At 34.8% G+C, this 22,215-nt stretch carries 19 protein-coding genes and 12 pseudogenes; 9 read left to right on the top strand and 22 right to left on the bottom strand.

Going from position 1 to position 22,215, the window contains the following annotated elements:
* Positions 1-15: 15 nt before the first annotated feature.
* Positions 16-924: an ABC transporter ATP-binding protein gene (locus ARADI_RS13835; RefSeq protein ID WP_119712396.1), complete on the bottom strand. Its 909-nt coding sequence runs from the start codon at positions 922-924 to the stop codon at positions 16-18.
* Between the two features lie 166 nt (positions 925-1,090).
* Between ARADI_RS13835 and can the strand changes: the two are divergent.
* Positions 1,091-1,753 (top strand): annotated as a pseudogene (can, locus tag ARADI_RS13830) (carbonate dehydratase).
* 58 nt (positions 1,754-1,811) lie between these two features.
* Here the strand turns inward: can and hpt are convergent.
* Both hpt and cueO read right to left on the bottom strand, forming a co-directional pair.
* Positions 1,812-2,348 carry a hypoxanthine phosphoribosyltransferase gene (gene hpt / locus ARADI_RS13825; RefSeq protein WP_119712525.1) on the bottom strand — a complete coding sequence of 179 codons (537 nt, stop codon included), beginning with the start codon at positions 2,346-2,348 and terminating at the stop codon, positions 1,812-1,814.
* Between the two features lie 115 nt (positions 2,349-2,463).
* Positions 2,464-4,039: pseudogene (gene cueO, locus ARADI_RS13820) on the bottom strand (multicopper oxidase CueO).
* 229 nt (positions 4,040-4,268) lie between these two features.
* On the opposite strand from cueO, the gene ARADI_RS13815 reads away from it, so the two are divergent.
* The 3 genes and pseudogenes from ARADI_RS13815 (at position 4,269) to speD (ending at position 6,413) form a co-directional block, all read left to right on the top strand.
* A complete protein-coding gene (locus ARADI_RS13815) occupies positions 4,269-4,622 on the top strand; it encodes a YacC family pilotin-like protein (protein ID WP_119712395.1) in 354 nt (117 codons plus the stop codon).
* 105 nt (positions 4,623-4,727) lie between these two features.
* Positions 4,728-5,428 (top strand): annotated as a pseudogene (gene speE, locus ARADI_RS21260) (polyamine aminopropyltransferase); the annotation flags it as partial.
* Between the two features lie 179 nt (positions 5,429-5,607).
* Positions 5,608-6,413 (top strand): annotated as a pseudogene (gene speD / locus ARADI_RS13805) (adenosylmethionine decarboxylase).
* A 138-nt stretch (positions 6,414-6,551) separates the two neighbouring features.
* Here the strand turns inward: speD and ARADI_RS21255 are convergent.
* The gene (locus ARADI_RS21255) at positions 6,552-6,878 is read right to left on the bottom strand and encodes a hypothetical protein (RefSeq protein ID WP_369407036.1); all 327 of its coding nucleotides are present in this window, start codon (positions 6,876-6,878) and stop codon (positions 6,552-6,554) included.
* 33 nt (positions 6,879-6,911) lie between these two features.
* On the bottom strand, positions 6,912-7,178 hold the full coding sequence (locus ARADI_RS21250) for a TetR/AcrR family transcriptional regulator (protein ID WP_369407035.1): 267 nt from the start codon (positions 7,176-7,178) through the stop codon (positions 6,912-6,914).
* Between the two features lie 217 nt (positions 7,179-7,395).
* On the opposite strand from ARADI_RS21250, the pseudogene ARADI_RS13795 reads away from it, so the two are divergent.
* From ARADI_RS13795 to ARADI_RS13785, 5 genes and pseudogenes are all read left to right on the top strand, one after another.
* Positions 7,396-8,613 (top strand): annotated as a pseudogene (locus ARADI_RS13795) (Tm-1-like ATP-binding domain-containing protein).
* Positions 8,614-8,628: 15 nt separating this feature from the next.
* Positions 8,629-8,757, top strand: a complete 129-nt coding sequence (locus tag ARADI_RS21880) for a hypothetical protein (RefSeq protein ID WP_439647131.1) — start codon at positions 8,629-8,631, stop codon at positions 8,755-8,757.
* Positions 8,758-8,786: 29 nt separating this feature from the next.
* Positions 8,787-9,128 (top strand): annotated as a pseudogene (locus tag ARADI_RS21875) (phosphoenolpyruvate hydrolase family protein).
* Positions 9,129-9,139: 11 nt separating this feature from the next.
* A complete protein-coding gene (locus ARADI_RS21870; RefSeq protein ID WP_439647130.1) occupies positions 9,140-9,460 on the top strand; it encodes a phosphoenolpyruvate hydrolase family protein in 321 nt (106 codons plus the stop codon).
* A 395-nt stretch (positions 9,461-9,855) separates the two neighbouring features.
* Positions 9,856-11,196, top strand: coding sequence for an MATE family efflux transporter (locus ARADI_RS13785; RefSeq protein ID WP_119712394.1), 1,341 nt, complete (start codon positions 9,856-9,858; stop codon positions 11,194-11,196).
* 54 nt (positions 11,197-11,250) lie between these two features.
* Here the strand turns inward: ARADI_RS13785 and ARADI_RS21245 are convergent, their stop codons facing one another.
* The 17 genes and pseudogenes from ARADI_RS21245 to rimO all read right to left on the bottom strand — a co-directional run bounded on the left by ARADI_RS21245 (position 11,251) and on the right by rimO (position 22,204).
* Positions 11,251-11,328 carry a hypothetical protein gene (locus tag ARADI_RS21245; RefSeq protein WP_369407052.1) on the bottom strand — a complete coding sequence of 26 codons (78 nt, stop codon included), beginning with the start codon at positions 11,326-11,328 and terminating at the stop codon, positions 11,251-11,253.
* A 41-nt stretch (positions 11,329-11,369) separates the two neighbouring features.
* Positions 11,370-11,504: pseudogene (locus tag ARADI_RS13780) on the bottom strand (GTP-binding protein); the annotation flags it as partial.
* Between the two features lie 35 nt (positions 11,505-11,539).
* The gene (locus ARADI_RS13775; protein WP_119712393.1) at positions 11,540-11,743 is read right to left on the bottom strand and encodes a YbdD/YjiX family protein; all 204 of its coding nucleotides are present in this window, start codon (positions 11,741-11,743) and stop codon (positions 11,540-11,542) included.
* A gap of 71 nt (positions 11,744-11,814) precedes the next feature.
* Complete coding sequence (locus ARADI_RS18845) at positions 11,815-12,744, bottom strand: carbon starvation CstA family protein (RefSeq protein WP_238149488.1); 930 nt, start codon at positions 12,742-12,744, stop codon at positions 11,815-11,817.
* Positions 12,732-13,648, bottom strand: a pseudogene (locus ARADI_RS18840) (carbon starvation CstA family protein). The gene ARADI_RS18845 and the pseudogene ARADI_RS18840 overlap by 13 nt, the downstream one beginning before the upstream one ends.
* Positions 13,649-13,656: 8 nt before the next feature.
* Positions 13,657-13,977, bottom strand: a complete 321-nt coding sequence (locus ARADI_RS20055; protein ID WP_255420736.1) for a carbon starvation CstA family protein — start codon at positions 13,975-13,977, stop codon at positions 13,657-13,659.
* Between the two features lie 654 nt (positions 13,978-14,631).
* Positions 14,632-15,240 (bottom strand): hypothetical protein, encoded by a 609-nt coding sequence (locus ARADI_RS13765; RefSeq protein WP_147392415.1) that lies wholly within the window; start codon positions 15,238-15,240, stop codon positions 14,632-14,634.
* A gap of 200 nt (positions 15,241-15,440) precedes the next feature.
* Complete coding sequence (locus ARADI_RS18835; protein ID WP_238149487.1) at positions 15,441-15,668, bottom strand: FimD/PapC C-terminal domain-containing protein; 228 nt, start codon at positions 15,666-15,668, stop codon at positions 15,441-15,443.
* Complete coding sequence (locus ARADI_RS20050; protein WP_255420734.1) at positions 15,644-15,766, bottom strand: hypothetical protein; 123 nt, start codon at positions 15,764-15,766, stop codon at positions 15,644-15,646. The genes ARADI_RS18835 and ARADI_RS20050 overlap by 25 nt, the downstream gene beginning before the upstream one ends.
* Before the next feature lie 39 nt (positions 15,767-15,805).
* Entirely contained in the window at positions 15,806-16,513 is a 708-nt protein-coding gene (locus ARADI_RS20045; RefSeq protein WP_255420732.1) for a fimbria/pilus outer membrane usher protein, read from the bottom strand.
* A 17-nt stretch (positions 16,514-16,530) separates the two neighbouring features.
* Complete coding sequence (locus ARADI_RS20040) at positions 16,531-17,346, bottom strand: fimbria/pilus outer membrane usher protein (protein WP_255420749.1); 816 nt, start codon at positions 17,344-17,346, stop codon at positions 16,531-16,533.
* Positions 17,323-17,616, bottom strand: a pseudogene (locus ARADI_RS20035) (FimD/PapC N-terminal domain-containing protein); the annotation flags it as partial. The pseudogene ARADI_RS20035 and the gene ARADI_RS20040, both read right to left, overlap by 24 nt.
* A gap of 538 nt (positions 17,617-18,154) precedes the next feature.
* Positions 18,155-18,514, bottom strand: a pseudogene (locus ARADI_RS18830) (fimbrial biogenesis chaperone).
* A gap of 83 nt (positions 18,515-18,597) precedes the next feature.
* Positions 18,598-18,927: pseudogene (locus tag ARADI_RS13745) on the bottom strand (fimbrial protein); the annotation flags it as partial.
* A gap of 37 nt (positions 18,928-18,964) precedes the next feature.
* Positions 18,965-19,156, bottom strand: a complete 192-nt coding sequence (locus tag ARADI_RS13740) for a fimbrial protein (protein ID WP_119712388.1) — start codon at positions 19,154-19,156, stop codon at positions 18,965-18,967.
* Positions 19,157-20,138: 982 nt separating this feature from the next.
* A complete protein-coding gene (locus ARADI_RS13735) occupies positions 20,139-20,651 on the bottom strand; it encodes a DUF2165 family protein (RefSeq protein ID WP_119712387.1) in 513 nt (170 codons plus the stop codon).
* A 198-nt stretch (positions 20,652-20,849) separates the two neighbouring features.
* Positions 20,850-22,204: pseudogene (gene rimO / locus ARADI_RS13730) on the bottom strand (30S ribosomal protein S12 methylthiotransferase RimO).
* Positions 22,205-22,215 lie beyond the last annotated feature (11 nt).

The raw sequence follows: 22,215 nt of genomic DNA, 5'->3' as shown, positions 1-22,215 counted from the left end.
TATCGATAGTGGATGCTATTTATTCATTAAACCAACAAATAATTCCTCCAAACGATTTACCTTATTACGCATACTGGTTATCTGTATTCCGTGCTCAGAAAATTGGTTAAATAAACCATTCATGCCTTGATCTCGAAATACATCAACTTCTAGTGTTGAAGTATCTACCAGCCTGAATTTATAACCATCTAATTTAGGAATAGGACTTTTTGGCGCCATATCAAAAATAAACGTCTCTGACTCCAACTGATTAAGTAGTTTTTTCATACTGGTATTCTCAATCAATTCTCCATATTGAATAATACCAATATTACGACATAACATTTCCGCTTCTTCCAGATAATGGGTCGTTAAAATAATGGTGGTGCCTTGCGCGTTTAAAGTCTTTAAAAAACTCCACATCGAACGGCGCAGCTCAATATCGACCCCTGCGGTTGGTTCATCCAAAATTAATAACTTTGGTTGATGCATTAATGCGCGAGCAATCATTAAACGTCGTTTCATGCCACCGGAGAGATCTCGCGCAGGCTCATTACGTTTATTCCACAAAGCCAATTGAGAAAGATACATTTCTGCTCGAGACAAGGCTAACGAACGCGGAACCCCATAATAACCTGCTTGATTCAGCACTATCTGTAATACCGTTTCAAACGGATTAAAATTAAACTCTTGTGGCACTAGTCCCAATTGACTCTTAACATTCACCACGTCTTTATCAAGATCATAGCCAAACACTCTCACTTTACCGCTCGTTTTATTGACTAATGAACTGATAATACCAATTGTAGTTGACTTACCAGCACCATTAGGTCCTAGTAAGGCATAAAAATCGCCTACCTCAACCTGTAAATCAATGCCGGTTAATGCTTTCACACCACCAGGATAGGTTTTTGTAAGCTGAAGCAGTTCTAAAGCATAAGTCATAAAAAACCTTTCTTATCTATTTTTATTCCATACATGATAATAAATTACACCATTAGCAATCCTTTTCAATTAAACTATAACTAACAGCTAGTAAATATTAAAAAATAAATTGATCTTGTATATGATTATTATCGCAGTTAAACATAACTAATCCACGTGAATTACGATGAAAAAAATTAAACAACTGTTTGAAAACAATCTACAGTGGTTAGAATCGGTAACCAAAGAAAATACCTCTTTTTTTAAAGAATTAGCAAAATTTCAAAATCCACATTTTCTGTGGATAGGCTGCTTTGACAGCTGGGGTGCCGGCCGAAAAATTAATTAAAGCAGCACCAGGCGATCTATTTGTCCATTGCAATGTCGCCATGTCGCCAATTTGGTGATACATACTGATTTAAATTACCTATCTGTTATCCAATATGCTGTTGACGTACTAAACGTTGAACACATTATCATTTGTGGTCACTATGGTTGTGGTGGTATTGAAGCTACAATTGATAATACTGAACAGGGCCTAATTAATAACTGGCTATTGCATGTGCGTGATATCTTGTTTAAACATAGCTCAATTTTAGGTGAACTAGCTCCGCAAGAACGGGCAAATCGTTTATGTGAACTCAATGTCATCGAGCAAGTTTATAATCTTGGTCATTACCAACAATAATACAACCGGCCTGGCGACGCAGCCAAAACGTCATCATTCATGGCTGGGTCTATGGTATAAATAATGGCATACATCAATGATCTTGATGTTAGCGCTAATAGCCGTGAACAACTTGAACTCACTTATCGACAAGCTATTGCTAAATTAAACCAGCAAAAATAAACACCGCAAAAAATCGAACTAACGTTCGATTTTTTCAGCTAATAAATAACACTACCGTTTAATCGTCTAGTAAAATAACATGCCCGATATAGGGTAAATGTCGATATTGCTGCGCATAGTCAATACCATAACCAACAACAAATTCTTCTTGAATAGCATAACCAATCCATTCAACAGGAACCTCTACTTCACGTCGAAAAGGTTTGTCTAATAACGTACAAGTAGCGACAGATTTAGGGTCACGTAATTTTAGAATTTCACGGACTTTCTTGAGTGTATTACCAGAATCAATAATATCTTCAACAATCAGAACATGCTTGCCACGAATATCTTCATCCAGATCCTTAATAATTTTCACATCGTGAGTTGAAGTCATCCGATTGCCATAACTTGATACTGTCATAAAATCGACTTCATGCGGGATATCAATTTTACGACATAAATCAGCCATAAAAATAAAAGAGCCTTTCAAAAGACCAACCAACACCAACTCATCTTGCAATGATCTATAATGTTTAACAATCTCTTTTGCCATCTCATCAATACGTTGTTTAACCGCCGCTTCTGAGATCATGACTTCTACAATTTGTTTCATAACTTTAGGCATTCATGGAAATAAAAACCATAGATTCTAACATAAGGACAATAAAGACGCGATAAAATGGCCTCACTCAATATTGATTAACAACATAAATAAAATAGTTAATATCTTAGCTAACAGAGAATCTGACCATCATGCCTGTATCTTCATGCTCTAATAAATGATAATGTGCCATATAAGGATGTTGCTACATGATCAAATTTTACTAGCACCTCACTGATATCGCCATCAACTCGTACAGTATCTTTCCACCCTTGTCGGTGAGGAGCCACAGCTTGACAATTCTCGCTAAGGATCCGAAATTGGGTTCCATGAATATGAAAAGGATGTAACATTATGTCACCCCGACCGGAAATGAGCCAGCGTTCATATTGACCTATAACGACATTAAATGTCAATTCATTCATTGAAAAAGGTCGGTCATTAATACTGTTTGTATGCTGAAAATCGAGGGGTTGATTCATGACTTTGCCTTGCTGATGACTATTCTGCATATAATGATTGCCGTTGCTATTCATCATATTGTGATGGCCATACATATTCATACCTGCCAAAACCTGCTAACCATACTGTTTTTTCAGCGCCATCATCCCTTGCATATCTAAACGGGCATCCATCATTAAATGCAATTGACGCTGTTTAATACCAGCCAAATCAGGCAATAAGGCAATAGAAGCTAAGCTATCAGGTAAGAAAGTCGCTCTCGCATTCAATCCAGGCTCAATATGCAACAAGGCTAGCGGCTGATCAAAAGGTGCAATTGTCATAGCCATTTGTTTGACGGGCAATGTAACAATATCAAACGCTTTACCATTCGAGGCATCTATCAGTACCTCAAAGCGTTCGGCACTTATCATCGGTAATTGATCGACTGCAACAGGTTCATTTAACAATCCACCATCACTAACAATAACATATATTTTACGTCCATCACTGGTTGCCAGATTTAAACTTCTGGCATTACAACCATTAAGAAAACGTAAACGTAACCAACCCTTAGGTGCTGTATGTCTGGGTAATACAACGCCATTAGTCAACATAGTATTACCAAACCAGCCAACAGCGGCACTCATTACATCAAGCTGATAATCTATCTGCCCTGTGCTATTTAAACGTTTATCCTGCAAAATGACCGGAATATCATTAATGCCCCATTGATTTGGCAATTTGAGTGATTGGCTATTCTCATCCTCAATTAATACTAAACCCTCCAACCCCATGGCAACTTGATAACCCGTTTTGCCATGAGGATGCGGATGAAACCAACAAGTTGCCTCGGATTGGTTAACCATAAAATTAACCCTCCTCACCGAATTTGGTTTAATTATCGAATGAGGGCCACCATCAACCTCGCCGGGGATCTTTAGTCCGTGCCAATGCAATGCGGTAGCCTCGGATAACTGATTATCAATATCAATAGTGACACGCTGGCCTGATTTAAGCTTAATAGTTGGTCCTAATAACGATCCATTATAACCCCATGTTAGCGCTGATTTTGCTGGTAAAAATTGCGTTTTACCTTGCGTAACCAGGATCTTAATTTTGCCATAATTATCCGGCCATAATAATAGTGGAATAGGTAAAGAAGGATATTGAGTTGCAGACAATGCAGCGCGACTCTAGGTTGGTAATAAGCTTACTGAACCTATTGCCGCTGCCAGTTTCATAAAATCCCGACGCAATATAGCTTGCTCCTTTATTATTAGCCCCTAATAAGATAAGGTATAGAAGTGAAATGGTAGAAAATAGATAATTTCACTAAAATATAGAGGTTCCACTTCTGGAGAAAGTCAAGCCAATATTTTTTATCTACTATGACAATATATTTATCTAGTTTTGCTAAAAAAAAGTATACATAATAGTGCTATAACTATTAATAGAATAAATTGATATTTAAATTATACAAATAACTGAATGCGTAAAATTATTTTTATTTCACATATAACTCTGCTTTTTTGGTTTGTTTTTTCAACCAAAGCATTTGCCCTATCAATAAATGAAACAGAAAATCTAGCTGATTTAACAGCTGTTTATATATTTTTAAAGCATGATTGTGGTTACTCACAAATTCCTGATCACGAAATTGAAAGAGCAATCTTCTATTTTGCCCAGAGTAATCATTGGGATATAAGTAATTACGACAAAAGTGCCATGGCAAAATTAAATGAAGAGAGTTATGATGACTTAAAAAAAATCCCTATCCCTCGTAAAAAGAAATGCCGGGTGCTTGCCAATGACGCTTTAGCACTATTTGCCTATGTAAAATAAATACTTTCTTTCGTCCATTTAGATAAGAAATTTCTAGCTGACCGCTGACCATTGAAACGAAACAAATTATTAGCTACGCTTTTTTAATTCTGTTAGAAGACAAGTATGTCAAAAAAAGAAATTTGGCTCGAAATACTCCACCATAATGTATGGTCAATATTTTACTATCGATAATATACTGTACCATAATAAAACAGCTTACCAAAATCTGATTATTTTTGAAAATGCTGAGATGGGGCCCGGATTATGGCTCTTGATGGCGTAGTACAAACAACTGAACAGGATGAATTTGTATATCACTAAATGATGACTCATGTCCCTCTATTTGCCCATGGCTGCGCTAAAAAGTACTAATAATTGGCGGGGGTGATGGAGGAATGCTACGTGAAGTATGTCGCCATCAATATTTAGAAAACATCACTATGGTAGAAATTGATGCGGGTGTAGTGGAATTTTGTCGCCAATATCTACCCAATCATAATGCAGCCGCTTATAATGATCCGCATTTTAAATTAGTCATTGATAATGCGTCAATTTCGTTAAAACAACCCAGCAAAATTTGACCTTATCATTTCTGATTGCACCGATCCTATCGGACCAGGAGAAGGCTTATTTACCTCAAATTTGTGTCAACTGCCTGAATGAAAATGGCATTTTTGTTGCACAAAATGATGTTTGTTTCTTGCAACAAGATAAAGTGATTAATAGTTATAAAAAACTATCTAATTACTTTAATGATTGCAGCTTTTATCAAGCCGCTATACCGTCTTACTATGGGGGTATGATGACCTTTGCCTGGGCAAGCCAAACAGCAAAATTACGTCAAATAACCTTGCAAATATTGGAAAATCGTTTTAAAAAAGCAGAAATTATTTGTCGCTATTACACCAGCACTGTATCTAGCCAGCTTCGCTTTACCACGGTACTTACTGGATTTACTCGCTAAAAAAGTTTAGTTTTACTCAATAGGAGGTGGTGAAATAAATTGCAAAAATTGAAATTACATGGCTTTAACAATTTAACTAAAAGCCTAAGTTTCTGTATATATGATATCTGTTATGCCAAAACAGCAGCAGATCGCCATAGTTATTTGGCATTATATTGATGAACAATATAATGCAACACGCTTGACTGAAATCCTTACCGAAACCTGCTCTATTATTGACGCCAATATCTCGAATATTGCCCGTCAGGATTATGATAAGCTTCAAGGTGCCAGCGTTACCATTTTGATCAGTGCAAATTCAACAAATCCAAAAGATGTAGATAACACTGAAAATCCTGGACCATTACCCGATTCTATTGTTGCTCATCTGGATAAAAGTCATATTGTGTTCACACTTACCCAGAAAGCCATCCAGAGGATGGTATATGCACTTTTAGAGCGGATATCGAAGTTTCCACTTGTGGCGTAATTTCGCCATTAAAAACTCTTAACTATCTTATTCATCAACTTGAATCAGATATTGTTACTATTGATTATCGTGTTCGTGATTTTACGCGCGATGTTAATGGCATCAAACTCTATATTGATCACGAAATAAATTCCATCCAAAATTATATGCCAGAAGAATTTCAGTCTCAGTACTATATGATAGATGTTAACCTCTATCAGGAAAATCTTTTCCATACTAAAATGATGCTAAAAAACTTTGAGCTTAATCTTAATAACTATTTGTTTAATACAACCGCAGAACAGCTGGCTGTTGAGAAAAAAAAAAACAGATTACTTATCTGTTAAAAAAAGAGATGCAAGAAATTTATTACGGCCGTAATCTGCCAGAACTATAATTTATAACGATTAGTGGATCGAGATTAGATATCTTATCCACTAATCATATGGCTTCCATTCAGTGTTGATATCGATTTTTTACTTTAACAACTCCACTCCTGACACACTAAATGAAGATTACTAGCTAACAAACAGACCTATTGGTTTTTTTCATTATCTTTTATGGCTTGATTATAAATCGCTGTTGCTATCCATTGGTTAATTTTTATTACCTCCGCATTGGCCATATTCCAGATATCTTTCATTACCAAAAAGACTTCAGAACCATAAATAAAGGAAAACGATCTTTTCACTTTCTCAATAATTTCTGGGGAAAAATCATCCTTCATAGGTTCAACTATCATCGCCAAAATATCTTTCCGATGTCCCCGAACTAACCGTTTTTCTTCATTGATTGTTGATGAGCGAGCTGCCGCCCATTGCTGCAAAGAAACTTGTAATGCAGCCTTAAAGCGCCCCTTCATATTGAAACATCCTCGGATAGGCAATAACAATAATTATTGGAGCCGATCTTCAGTTTTTTGGCTATCAGGCAACCAAGTTAAAATAGGGCCCAAGCTTTCACTCACAATGGCAGAAACTAGATCACTATGAGTTGGAAAATAACAATACGCTGTCGCTCTCGAAACATCAGCATGCGAGGCAACTTCAGAAACAGAAGGCAATTTTCCGTCTTCAAACAAGCTCAATGCGGTAGAAATTAATCGGTTAAAAGTTCGTTTCCTGGTGCCAGTATATTGTGAAGTAAAATCAATTGACGTCATAAAATTTATCCTTTATTACTAACCAAAATGGATTTAAACACCACCTTTACGATAACTTTTATAATTAGAATTTACTGTATAAAAAAACAATATAACGCTAAAGAACTAAAAATAAATCGAGACTAATATCTCAATTTATAAAAAGCATAAATGATAGCTTACTTTTTTTGCCCCTATAATACTCCCATCCAAGTCAGCAAACAATCAAAGATTTATGATGAAGGAACATCGAAGTTATATTTACATTGCCGCAACACTCGATACCAAGGCAATCGAAATTTTTTATGTTAGTCAACTTATAAAAAAACTGGCTTAGCGGTAAATATTGTTGATTTAAGTACTAATCCTAACAATTTGAATAATAAAGCGGATATTAGTGCTGAAACTATTGCCAGCTATCATCCTTTAGGAAGAGAGGTTATCTTTAGCCAAGATAGAGGAAAAGCTATCGCAGCTATGGCAATCGCATTTGAGAAATATCTCTCACAACAAAAAAATGTTTTAGCTATTCTTGGATTAGGTGGTTCAGGTGGAACAGCACTTATTACACCTGCAATGCAATCTCTTGCCATCGGTATTCCAAAGTTAATGCTCTCGACGATGGCATCTGGTGATGTTTCAGGCCATATCGGCGCCAGTGATATCTCATAATGTACTCAGTTACAGATATTTCTGGCCTGAATACTATCCCCCGTAAAATTTCAAGAAATGCCGCTGCGCAAATTGCAGGCGCGGTACTTTTCAATTCTGCTGATGAAAATGAAAACAAAAATAAACCAACACTGGCGCTAACTATGTTTGGGGTAACAACGCCCTGTGTCCAACATTTAACCAAAAAATTAGATAACCATTATGACTGTTTAGTGTTTCATGCTACCGGAAGTGGTGGCAAAGCAATGGAAAAACTGGTTGATAGCCAATTATTAGATTGCGTGCTTGATATAACAACTACTGAAGTTTTTGATTACCTTTTTGACGACATACTTGCCTGTGATGATGATCGCTTTGGTGCCATCATGCGTACCCAAACACCCTGTATCATCTCTTGCGGTGCATTAGATATGGTTAACTTTGGTTGTCCAATAACCATCCCTGATAAATATAAAGATCGTCATTTTTATCATCATAATAGCCAAGTTACATTAATGCGTACCGCAGCCGAGGAAAATTATCAGATGGGGTTCTGGATTGCGCAAAAGCTCAATAAATGTCAAGGCGATGTTACTTTTATTATTCCAACCGGGGGATTTTCCGCCTTAGATATTGAAGATGGCGTTTTTTGGTCACCACAAGCCAACCAGGCCTTCATTGATGCATTTAAATTAAACTACCAAACCATATAGCTAACAGAAAACTGATAATCACTCCTTACCATATCAATTTAGCAGAATTTGGTCATCAAGTGATAGAATTGCACCAAGAACTAATGAATTAATTTGGAGTTATGAAAATGAAACAAACACGCGCATCATTATTAGCAAAATTCCAAATGATGATCTCACATGGTCAACCGATTATCGGTGGCGGTGCCGGCACAGGTTTATCAGCGCAATGTGAAAAAAAGGAGGGATTGATCTGATTGTTATTTATAACTCTGGCCGCTATCGCATGGCTGGTAGCGGTTCATTGGCGGGTTTACTTGCTTATGGTAACGCCAACAATATTATTATGGAAATGGCGTAAACGGATTGAACCGGCGTAAAAAATACTCCGGTATTAGCGGGTGTTAATGGTACCGACCCATTTTGCCAATTTGATACCTATCTTGACTCTTTAAAAATAATGGGATTTGCCGGTATACAAAATTTTCCTACGGTTGGTTTGATCGATGATAATTTCCGAGCTAACCTTGAAGAAATAGGCATGGGATATGCGTTAGAAGTTGATTTGATTCGTCAAGCCCATGAAAAAGATTTATTAACAACGCCTTACGTTTTTAGTGCCCCATAGATGCTAAAAACATGACAGAAGCTGGCGCTTATATTATCGTCACGCATATGGGATTAACAACAGGTGGTGATATTGGTGCCAAAACAACTCACACATTAGAGGATTGCGTAAAACTGACTAACGATTGGGCAGCAGCAGCAAAGTCTGTTCGTAAAGATATTATTGTACTTTGCCATGGTGGTCCTATTGCAACACCTGAAGATGCAAAATATATTTTACAAAATTGCCCTGATTGCCATGGTTTTTATGGCACAAGTTCTATGGAACGTTTCCCGGCAGAAACTGCCATTACTGAAACTACAAAAATATTTAAAACGATAAAACGAAAATAATTTTTAATCCATTTTAGGTTGTAAAATCAACCAAACTTTTGATCGCTAACGCCAGGAGCCTGTGGTAAATACCACAGGCTTATTTTTATTAATTATTATTTAATTAATACCCAGCCTATAAAATGGACTCTTTCAACAAATTAATGATGGTTAATCATAAGTTATGATAAATTTGTTAATATTAATATCATCACTTTAACACAAAACAGTAAATCATAAAATAAAGAAAATTCTTAAGCATTCTATTTAATCTAACTAATAAAATTTAAATAAAAAACACCGATATATAATAAATAGTTATATCATCTATCATACAAAAATAAAATGTGTAAAATATTTAACTGTTTTTGGTCTATTTTGCCAAAAACCTTATTGTATATTTAAAAAGGTGCATAATGCATTCATCTGATGTTACCAAGTGTTCACTCTACTCGCTAAGTTGGCCCATCTTTATTGATGTTCTGCTACACTTTGCGACATTACTTATCAATACTTACATGGTTAGTCACGTCTCCACAGCTTATCTAGCCGCAATGGGAGTAGGCAACCAAGTTTTTGATCTTTTTATCACTATATTTAACTTTATCAGTGTCGGATGCAGCGTTGTTATCGCCCAATATTTAGGGGCAGGTAAAAAAGAAAAGGCTAGTCATGCCATTCATATCTCAATTGCTTTTAATTTCCTATTAGGCTTTATCAATGCCGCCATAATTCTACTCTTTGGCTATAAGATGCTTGGTATCATGAATACACCAGCACATTTGCTGGATTATGGTTACGCTTACTTACATATTCTTGGTTTATGTTTAATACCAGAAGCAATTTCAATCATATTAGCGGCTTGCTTACGTGTTTATGGCAAATCACAACCGGCAATGTGGGTAACATTTATTACCAATCTGATCACCATCCTCGGTAATATGATCGTTTTATATGGTTTTTTTAGTTTACCACAATATGGCTTAACTGGCGTTGCTTGGTCTACAGTAATCGGTCGTATAGTCGCTATAATATTACTTTTCTTCCTATTATTCGGTGGACTAAGGATCAAATTTGTACCCTCTTTACTGTTACACTGGTCAAAAAATACCTTGAATGAAATATTACATATCGGACTTCCTTCTGCAGGCGAAAATTTAGTCTGGATTTTACACTATATGGTTGCTTCTGCTTTAATCGGTTTAATGGGAGAAACTTCTCTTGCTGCTCAAACCCTCTATTTCCAACTTTCACTATTTATTATGTTATTTGGTATTTCTCTTAGTATTGGTAATGAAATCATGGTGGGTCATTTAGTCGGCGCCAAGCGTTTTGAAGATGCATACCAACGAGGTTTGAAAAGCTTAAAATGGGGATTTTTTATTACCATTGCTATTGTATTTTGCTTCTGGTTATTTCGTATACCTCTATTGGATGCAATTACTGAAGATCACAATATTATAAAATTATTACTTCCGCTGTTCTTACTCTCTGTTTTTCTCGAGCCTGGTAGAACACTAAATATTGTCATGGTGAATGCCTTACGTGCTGCTGGCGATGCCCACTTTCCCTTTTGCACCGCACTTATTTCTATGTGGGGTATTGCGCTGCCAATCAGCTATTTTTTAGGTTTAAAAATGGAAATGGGATTATTAGGAATATGGCTTGGATTTCTATGTGATGAATGGCTACGAGGTTTAGCTAATGCCTGGCGTTGGCGCTCTAAGAGTTGGCAAACCAAGCGGCTCGATATCTAATATTATTGTTACCTTTGTTGTCTTTAAGTAACGAAGGTAGCCCAAAATAACTGATCAGTTAACGCGTTCGGTTAATAATGCAAATTGTTGCCGAATTTCCTCTTCAGGTAAATGTAAACCAATAAAAACCATTACCCCTTGACACGCCTCGCCATCTTGCCATTCACGATCCCAATCGACTCTGCTCCAAATTCATTTTCAATAACTGCAATTTTATAGCCATGTTCTGCATTGAGAATATGACGAAGCAATGTTGTTTTGCCTGCTCCCAGAAAGCCGGTCAATATTATTACTGGTATTGATGTCATGCTAAGCCTCAGTTATCACATCCTTTGAATAATGACTAGCAACAGCGAAAACCGCCGTTATCACTACTAGCATAGCGTGCTGCCTGACGTTGCCGAAAAAATTCTTCATAATTCATGATAAATTGCTCAGGATGAGTATTACGCATATGCTGAACATAATTATCATAGTCAGGAATACCGATTAGCATAAGTGCCGCCTGACCCAAATATTTACCTGCTTGTCCAAGATTATTAAACATATTTATTATCTCAAAAATACCCCACCTAAGCTTATAACCTACTTTGTGGGGAACAATGGATTTAATATTAATTAATGTGAGTAGGAAATTTTAATATCACTTTCAGCTACAGCAACATATGGTGTTTCAATATCTGAACGTTTATCTGTTCTCCAGGCTTTTATCGCTATTTTAAGTCCATAGAATATAATGCTATACACCACTAATAAGAATAAAATATTTAATCCTGCATTGGTGTAGTTATTGATCACAATATGATGCATATCAGACAGTTTTTGAGCCGTTGTTACCGCAGTTGCCGTTGCTATTTTGTCTTGATATGAATGAGCCAAATAGATAAACCCTTCCAGCTGAGGATCAGAGCTAAATAACTTCAAACCTAACGCCCATGTCGTACATATTAATAACCATATTGCTGGGACAAGCGTTACCCAAATATACTTAGTGCGCTTCATTTTAATCAAAATAACGCTACTTAATACTAACGCAACGGCCGCCAACATTTGATTAGAGATACCAAATAATGGCCATAAACTTTTAACCCCGCCTAACGGGTCAACAACCCCTTGATAAAGTAGGTAGCCCCATAAACCAACACAAGCAGCAGTAGCAATAAAGCCAGCAATTAATAAATTTATTTTTTTCAATACAGGAATAAAATTAGCCAAAAGATCTTGTAACATGAATCGACCAGAACGTGTGCCAGTATCCAAAGCAGTCAAAATAAATAAAGCTTCAAAAAGAATACCAAAGTGATACAAAAATCCCATATCAGTGGCAGGAATAATCTGCTGGAACACATAAGAAATACCTACCGCAAGTGTAGGCGCACCACCGGCACGATTCAAAATAGAAGGTTCACCGATATCTTTAGCCGTTTGTAAGATTTCCGCTGGCGAAATAATAAATCTCCAAGAGCTGACTGTTGCTGCAGCATGTACTGTAACTGCTTTCAATTCCGCCATAATCATAGCTGCATCGGAGCCGCTTAATTCAGGCAAATTAGGCATAGCATAGTAAAACCTAACACTGCCGGTGGAGTATTCATGGCAAAATAGAGGCCAGGTTCAATGATAGAGGCAGCAACTAGTGCCATGATAGCCACAAATGATTCCATCAACATAGCGCCATAACCGATGTAACGGGCATCGGTTTCATTGGCTAATAATTTAGGCGTTGTTCCCGAAGCAATTAAAGCATGAAAACCAGACACGGCACGGTAAGCAATAGTAATAAATAAAAAGGAAATAATGTCCTTTTCCAAACCGGCCCCGTTCCATCAACAAATTGGGTTACCGCTGGCATTTTTAAATCTGGATTGAGAATAATAATACCGATTGCTAAACCAACAATGACACCTATTTTCAAAAAGGTCGCCAAATAATCTCGTGGTGCTAAAATCAACCACACTGGCAATAACGCTGAAATAAAAGCATAACCAATTAAGACATAAGTAATGGTGGTATCTTTAAAGGTTAACGCTGGTCCCCAATAAGGATCATGAGCAATCACACCACCAAACCAAATAGCCGCAATTAGCAGAATAACACCGATAATCGAAACTTCTGCAACATAACCGAGCCGAATATAGTGCATGTAAATACCCATAAAAAGCGCAATCGGTACTGTTGAACAAACGGTAAACACTCCCCATGAACTTTCGGCCAATGCTTTTACTACAATTAATGCCAATACTGCTAATATGCTAATCATAATCAAAAAGCAGCCGAATAATGCAATTGAACCTGGCACCACGCCCATCTCTTTTTTTACAATTTCACCCAAAGAAATCGCATTGCGACGCGATGAAATAAATAGCACCATAAAATCCTGTACAGCACCGGCAAGCACTACCCCTGCTAACAGCCAAAGTGTACCGGCAAATAGCCAACCTGTGCCCGCCAATACGGGCCCTACTCTACTAATGGGCCAGCGCCGGCAATGGCGGCAAAATGATGGCAAAATAAAACATTGCGATTGGTTGGCACATAATTTAATCCATCATTATTAAGAACTGCGGGTGTTGAGCGAGTTGGGTCAAGCTGTAATACTTTTTTGGCAATATACAAACTGTAATGACGATATGAAATTAAATAAACGGCAAGGGAAGCAACAATGATCCATAAAGCACTAATATGTTCTCCACATCTAAGGGCAACGACACCTAAACAAATAGCACCAATGATCCCTAATATGAGCCAAGGGATATGTCTTAATATATTATTCTTATTCATTTAAGAAGCTCTTCCTAGGTGAAATAAATATGTCAAATGAGAATAATTTTTATTTATTCTTTTTAGCATTTATTTTTTAATTCATGACAGTTAAAAATCTCCTTTGTCATACTCAATATAATAAATCGGAAGAGGTAGTGGTTGATTTTATTCTAAGTAAACGGTCAAATAAAATATTAAACGGTTAAATAAATCCAATGAGTGGTTATAAATAAAAAAAGAGCTATTTTTTTGTGACAAAGCTAACAACACAATTGTTAACTATTAATATGTAATTTATTGTCAACAGATTAAAAATATTATTAATGATAAAAATTATTAATGCTAGTAAAAATAAAATATTACTGTTTAATGAAATTAATATTCTAATTTATTGTAGAAATAAATATATAAAACGCAAACAAATTAAATAATCACCCTATCTTATCGATATCTTAATATCTTTAAATCAATCGTAAATGTTGCTGTTGCATTAACCGTTCCGGCAGAAGCACTATTACCAGTTTGATAAAATTTTGCACTATAAGTTAATTGCTTTGAAAAATTTATGTTTAATTTTTTATTGAAGTATATAGGTGTATTATTAGCAAAAATCTGAATCTCTACCCCTGTTGCTGTCGAATTTGTATCAGCCGGTATAACACCATTTGAATTTCATCCTTGCCAGGTAATATAGGCTTGATTAATATCTTTACAGTTTACCTCAATATTAAAAGTTCGCTCTCCGGTCGTGCTGCTTTTACCTCTAAAATCTTTTTTAAATACTGTTGCCGTCTTAACATTTAATTTTGGTGTTTCTACTATGCACGCATGCTCTTTAATTTTTATGACCGCAATATTATAAATAAATAATATTTCATTAGTATCTTGTTTGGTTTCATCACGACTTGACAGTGTTATTTTTATTGGATTTATTCTCCCCGATTGAAAACCAGGATAAATACGAAGACTAAAATGATCAATAAATACGCATTTATTACCGATCCTTCTATGTTTATCAGTATATACTCTTCTTAAAAAGCCGTTTCGGTTTCGTTCCAAACTAAAAATAAATTTCACTCCTTTAAGATTAGTATTATAAATATTTCCACTAACATAGCCACTACCATCAATAGATCTAACATAGATATATTGATTATGTTTACCCTTACAATTTACGCTAATCTGGCTACCCCTTTCTTCTATATCATAGGGGAGTGTTTTTTTATTAACGTCAATAAATATTTCATTAAATGTAGTATTTTCTATTTCTTTATCAACCAAACATGCAGCTACAATAGTGAATTGGCTATAATTAATTATTAATATAAAAATTATCAATGAAGCTATATTAAAATTAAATATCATATAATCCCTATTATATTTTATGCTGAAAAATGACTAAGCGTGTAACAATTGGCATTCATTTCTAATATATCTAATTCTCTTGGTAATTTAGAAAGATCTACTTTGACATAACACTGCTATTTCTCATCCTTTCCCCATTGAACTTTTATTTTGGCTAAATCAGGTACTGCATTTAAATATAATTCACCATCATCACTAACAATACCATGACTATCACCATCAATTAATGTGGCGATAGCACCAAAAGGGGCGGACTTATTATTTTGGGATAATTTGACCAATATACGATTACCTCGACCCACATGAAAATTAACCTTTTCTACCGCTCCTCGAGTTGGTACCACTTTTTGCACCGGATTATCAATACGCTATAGGGGATCACCGCATAGCCACGTCCATCTGTTTTAACACCACGATGATTTAATATTTTAGTTTCTACCACACCATCGGCTTTAACTAATATAACCTTCTCCCCTAATGGTTAAGAAAAAATAATACCATTTCGATGAACAATAACACCACCTGAAAGCCAATAACTAAATGAACGATCGTTATTATTATAATTATATCCTATATTCATACGAGCCAAACTATTGGTATAATTTAAAGAAATACCGCCACCTAATTCTTTTAAACTAGTATAATTGTTATCAACCCGAACATTATATAATAAATCATCGTTATCAGATAAACTGCCATTAATGGCTAATTGTTGCCCATTTATTGTATTATTATTAATATTATAAGTGACCCAGCCGCTAGGTAACCATTTACTAAATGGAACAGAAACATTAAATGCCATTTGTTTATCCTTATTTTCAGTAGATTCATCATTATTATTAAAAAATAAATTTAACCCAAAGGTAATATCAGCAATATTAATATCATATCCGGTATAAAATGACTGCGTAGTGCCTTTTTTTAGACGATAACTCTGACAATAAGCAGAAAAATAAAAATTACCAAAATCTTCCATATTTTGATTAAGCGTAAACTGAAATTGGCTAAGTTTATTTTGTCCATTTTCAACATCCTGTTTTCTTAAAGATCTATTTACTTCAGGAAAAGAATAATATTCAGAGCTAGTATAAATATTTTCCGAAAAATTAAAGGATGTTCCTATTTCATCAATACTTTTTTCATATTGAATTTTATAAGACTGTCCTTTTTTATGTTTATTATTAGGCAAATTCGCATCAGCAAATACTACATTAAAAAAAAGGCACCAAAATCATCTAAACCTAACCCCAAACCAAGAGAAAGAGATAAATAATTTTCCACAGCCTGGATACCAGATAACAAACTTAATCGATTAAAAACCCCATATATTGATGCTAATTCGCTAAAATAGGGTTTATAAAAATTTGATTTTGAATTAGCATAGCGTCCTAAGGTAAACTGATACTTTAATTTTCCTTCTCGTTGCATTATTGGCACTGATGAAAATGGCTGGATGAATTTTGTTTGTTTGCCATTATCTTCAGTGACTGTAACATGCAAATTACCAGAACCATATATTGCATAAAGATCGGTGATCACGAAGGGACCTGGCGGAACATAATTTTCATAAATGATATAATTGTTTTGTCGAACCGTAACGCATGCGTTTGTTTGCGCTATTCCTCTAATAACCGGCGCAAAATCACGTTGAATAATTGGTAACATTAAATCATCTGAGATAATCGATGCAACAATAAATTTTATACTGTCAAAAACATCATTATTGGTAAATGTTTCACCTAAAACTATTTGGCTTTTTAATTTATGAATATCTCGTTGAATATAACTATTAACAGACGATAAATTATTCTTGCCTCGTTGTGAATCATAGTTATAAACTAATTGATTTCGAAAGCGCCAGGCGCCAATATTAATGCTATTATGTAAATTTAAATAATAATTTTGACTACTGGCATTATGATTATGATTATGTGAACCACTAAAATCATAACTAATTAAAAAAGCAAACTCCCCTTGTTGCCATAAATCGGTTGGAACAGTATCTCTGGCTATATTATCCATAACTGCTTGCGGAATATTAATTTCAAGGCGTTGTTGATGAAAATCGAATAATATTGTGGCGTAGGGAATGTAATCCTCAATATTATACAAAATCTGTTTGGCAGGCAGCTTCAACAATTCAGGAAAAGCAGCTGTTTTAACTCCCAATCGTTTTAGATCATCAACAGTTCATGCAGCAAATAATTTTCCATTTTTCTGAACAAAGTTAATATATCTATTCTCTTTTTCTGTCCCATTAAGAAAAACAGTGACTCTATATGTTCCTGGCAACTGTCCATCAGGTATAGAAAACGAACTCAAGTCAATAACGGCCTGTTCAGAATTACTTATTTCTAGTGCTAATAATGGGAAATAATCTTGAGCAATAATTTCGGGTAAAAATATCAAGGAACATAACGTCACGATAAAAAATATAAATTAACATCACTTTTTTTCTTCTAGTTTTTTATTAAAAAAAATCGCGTTAAAGACCTTCCATTTCATCTAAGGTAGATTTTTTTCATCTCTGTACTAATACCACCATAACTATTGATGCTATTCCAACTAATTAAATTTGATGAGTTATCCAATATATTAAAATAAGTGACTTCTTGTGGAGCAATCATATCCGATCTTTTAAATTAACTATTTGACTACCAACTTTAAGCTAATTAATAGTCACGTAATAATTACTGGGATTTTTAACTGCTAACTGTTTACCAAGACGACGAAAGACTAATAATTTATAACTCTCATCCGCATCACCTTGAATTTCCTTTGGCTGATAAAATAATTTTATTCGAGTTTTTACTGTAATAAATAAAACATTTTACAAATTATCCTGTGCAGAAGGGATCGCTTTAACATTGAGGTAAAAAACAGATTCTCTATCCAAAGGTAAGTCACCACCCGTTCGTATAATTCGCAAAATATTTTCTCTGCCTGCGTCTAAACGAAATAAGGGTGGAGTAACAATAAATGGCACTTTTTTCCCATTGCTATTAATACTAATAAAAAACTAAATTAAATAAGGCCTATTCTCATCATGATTAGTTATCAGAATTGAAGCTTCCCTTTTATTCCCATCATAAATAACTCGTGTTCCACTAATTGTTACATTTACATAAGTTTTAAATACAAAAAATAATAGTATATAAAGCGTAGAAAGCTTTATTTTTCTGTTTTTCATTATTATTACTCGAATATTAGTCATAAATATAAAGAGTCCTTTCTATGACCAGAAAAAGTATCTATAAATTTAATTATCAATTTTTATTTATAAGCAATCTCAAAACTTATTGAAGCATTTGTTTTACCAGGTTTAGCTGTCTCACCATTAGATACATATGCCACTTTAAACGGGATGATAAATAACTCCCCTCTCTTAGGCGTCGCTATATTGTGTTGATATATATCACGGATATCTAATAAATTACCTGAATCATCATAAAGACCAATACCCACTCCTTCCGCGCCGGAGCCATCTAACTTTATCAACTTAGGGTTATGGTCATCATTATGCGCTTTAAATGTTATTTTAGGCACGATATTATAACCATCATACTGAGGACAATCTTTTAACCTAAATGCTAATGGCCTCTCACTGCCGGTAACTTTTTGACCTGAAGTACTCGGTACCTTACTCTTTCATATAAACACCCATATCGATAGCTAGAGAAGAACTGGATGATCCAGGAAATAAAGTTACGTTACAAGGCGTGTCGATAATTGCCCCACTAAACGTCACAGTTCCATCTGTCGCAGAAAAAGCAATACTACTGAATAAAATTAGTGATATACCAATAAAATAGCTGGTAAGAGTATTTTTCATTTATCTATTCCTAATAAAAATAAATGATATATTTCAAAATTATAGTGAAACATTTAAATGACGAAGCCGTATACTCGAGAAGCGTTAATTTATAATAAAATTAAAAACTAGAGTTGTAATTTATGATATGCAAAAAATAACACCTAGCCAGGCTGGTATAAAATATAGGTAAAGTAATAATTTCCAATCTGAGGTAATAAAATCGTCTTTAATAAATTGGTCACTAAATAATTATTCTGTTTTAAAACAATATCATTATTATCTTTATTAATAATCATAAGTAATATATTACCTAAAAATAATCAAATTGCAACCAAAAAAAACATAATTTTACACATATTTTAACATTCACACCTAAATCCATTGAAGTTATAATTTATAATTTAGATACCCTGAAAACATTACTTTAATAATATACTTATTGTGATTTTAATAAAAGTTAATTAAGTAATTAAATGTCAGCATCAACTTATTAATATTTTCCATATCATAAAAATTTTAAATAAATTTAGTTAGCAAAATTTTGGTTATAATTTCTGTATACTTATTTAATTCAATATTTAATTATTTTTAATAATAGCGACGATTTATGATAATGAATAGAAAATTATTTTAATTTTTTAATAAAGATAGTTTGATGCTAAAACTTTGACTAAACTCTATCGCGCCAGGCAATAAATAATATTTTATTTAAAGACCTATTATTTAATATTGTTGGAAAATAATTTTCAAATAAAAATATATTTTATTATATATCTCATTGGATGATACTATTGATATATTTAATAAATTATTTTAAAAATTTTCAATTAAACATTAGCGTAAAATAGCAGTAACAACCGATATTATTCAGTTCAAAAAATAAAATAACATATATTTTAACTAACGATAACTTAGCGGTTCATTAGCATTTATAAACTTTTAAATGCTAATGAACTTTGCCAATAAGATGTCCTGCAACTCACGGCATACTAAAAGCTGGTTATTTCATCTCATCACGCTCGCGATTACGGTCTCTATCGCGATGAACAAGATAAATAATCACCAACAAAATAGTAGTATAAACTTGAAACGCTTCTGCCCCGCTATTCCATTCAGACATCCACATGCCAAACCACTCCCGGCCTAATGAAATGTAGACAACTTGCCAGGTCAAAAAGCCCAATGTTAAGCCAGAAATTGCAATTTTTTTCTTTCTATTAAAATTAGCCGCTGTATTTTTCAAATTAGCCAATAACCTAATGCCACCAATCCAGCAAAGTACTGCCGTTAATGTTTGCAGAATAATCAGAATGATATAACTAACATTGTGAGCAGTTGGAGATTCAATTTCACAGTACTTAATTGTGGCCTCAGGAAAGATAGTATCCATCAAAAGAACATGACGAATTAAGGCAAAATTGGTGTCATAATCGGTAATGTTGCCTATACCACTAAAGAGGCATAATAACGCCACCGCACATACAGCCAACGCTTTAGACAAACGAATAATCATGATTTATTGTCCTTAAATACAATAAAATAATCTTCGATAAAAGATGCAGGCTCAAAAATAAAAATGTTCATTGCTTAGCATAATTAACTAAATAAATGAACAGATTAATTTTAACACAAGAATTTAAAATTGGACAAAATTCAAAAAAGACGGTAATCTTGTTAGTAGGTATAATAGTAGGTAAAAATGAAAAACCTATTATACCTTATAGACTTGATTTAAATTAATGATATGCCTGGTCGCCCATAGATCATATTCATCAGCATGCTCAACTAGCACCTGAACGATATCGCCAGGATTAACATCAAATTCACCATTGAGATAAACCACACCATCAATTTCAGGCGCATCCGCCATACTAAGGCCGACGGCTCCCTAGTCATCCAGTTCATCGATAATTATCCAGATCTTAGATCCAACTTTTTCCTGCAATCGCTGCTTAGAAATTTGCTGCTGAACCTGAATAAAACGGTGGTAACGCTCCTCCTTTACTTCTTCTGGAACTTTATCTGGTAACGCATTGGCCTGCGCGCCATCAACTGGACTGTATTTAAAACAACCAACTCGATCTAAAAGAGCCTGCTGAAGAAAATCAAGTAATAACTCGAAATCCGCTTCAGTCTCCCCCAGGAAGCCAACAATAAAAGTTGAACGCAAGGTTAATGCGGGACAAATTTCACGCCAGCGACGAATACGCTCTAGCGTTTTCTCTACTGCCCCAAGCAGTTTCATTCGTTTTAAAACTGTCGACTAGCATGCTGAAGGGGAATATCTAAGTAAGGTGAAATTTTACCTTGCGCCATTAATAGGATCACTTCATCAACATGAGGATAAGGATAAACATAATGCAACCGGATCCAAATTCCTAAAGCCGCAAGCTGTTCACATAAGCTGACCATGCTAGTTTTAACTGGCTGGCCATCCCAAAAACCTACCCGATGCTTAGTATCAACGCCATAAGCTGAAGTATCCTGTGAAATAATAAGTAACTCTTTCACACCTGCGGCAACTAAGCGTTTGACTTCACTCAAAACCTCACCAATAGGCTGACTATCCAAATCACCACGCATCGATGGAATAATACAAAATGTACATCGATGATTGCAGCCTTCAGAAATTTTCAAATAAGCATAATGTTTAGGAGTTAACTTGATCCCTTGCTGCGGCACTAGACTAAAAAAAGGGTTATGCTGAGGTTTCGGAACATAATGATGAACATGGGCTAACACCTGTTCATAACTATGCGGACCGGTGATGGCTAATACTTTCGGATGTACTTCACGAATTTGATCTTCTTTGGCTCCCAGACAACCGGTTACGATCACTTTACCATTTTCATTTGATGCTTCACCAATAGCTTCCAATGATTCTTGTACTACGCTATCGATAAAACCACAGGTATTAACAATAACCAGATTAGCATCATGATAACTAGCTACAATTTGATAACCATCCGTGCACAATTCAGTCAAAATGCTTTCAGAATCGACCAAATTTTTCGGGCAGCCTAATGATAAAAATCCGATTGTTGGGACACGTTGTTCATTGCTCATAAAAGATAGGA

Source organism: Arsenophonus endosymbiont of Aleurodicus floccissimus (assembly GCF_900343025.1).
Taxonomy (GTDB): Bacteria; Pseudomonadota; Gammaproteobacteria; order Enterobacterales; family Enterobacteriaceae; genus Arsenophonus.
Note: the sequence above shows the minus strand (reverse complement) of the source record. Positions and strands in the feature narration are given on the sequence as shown.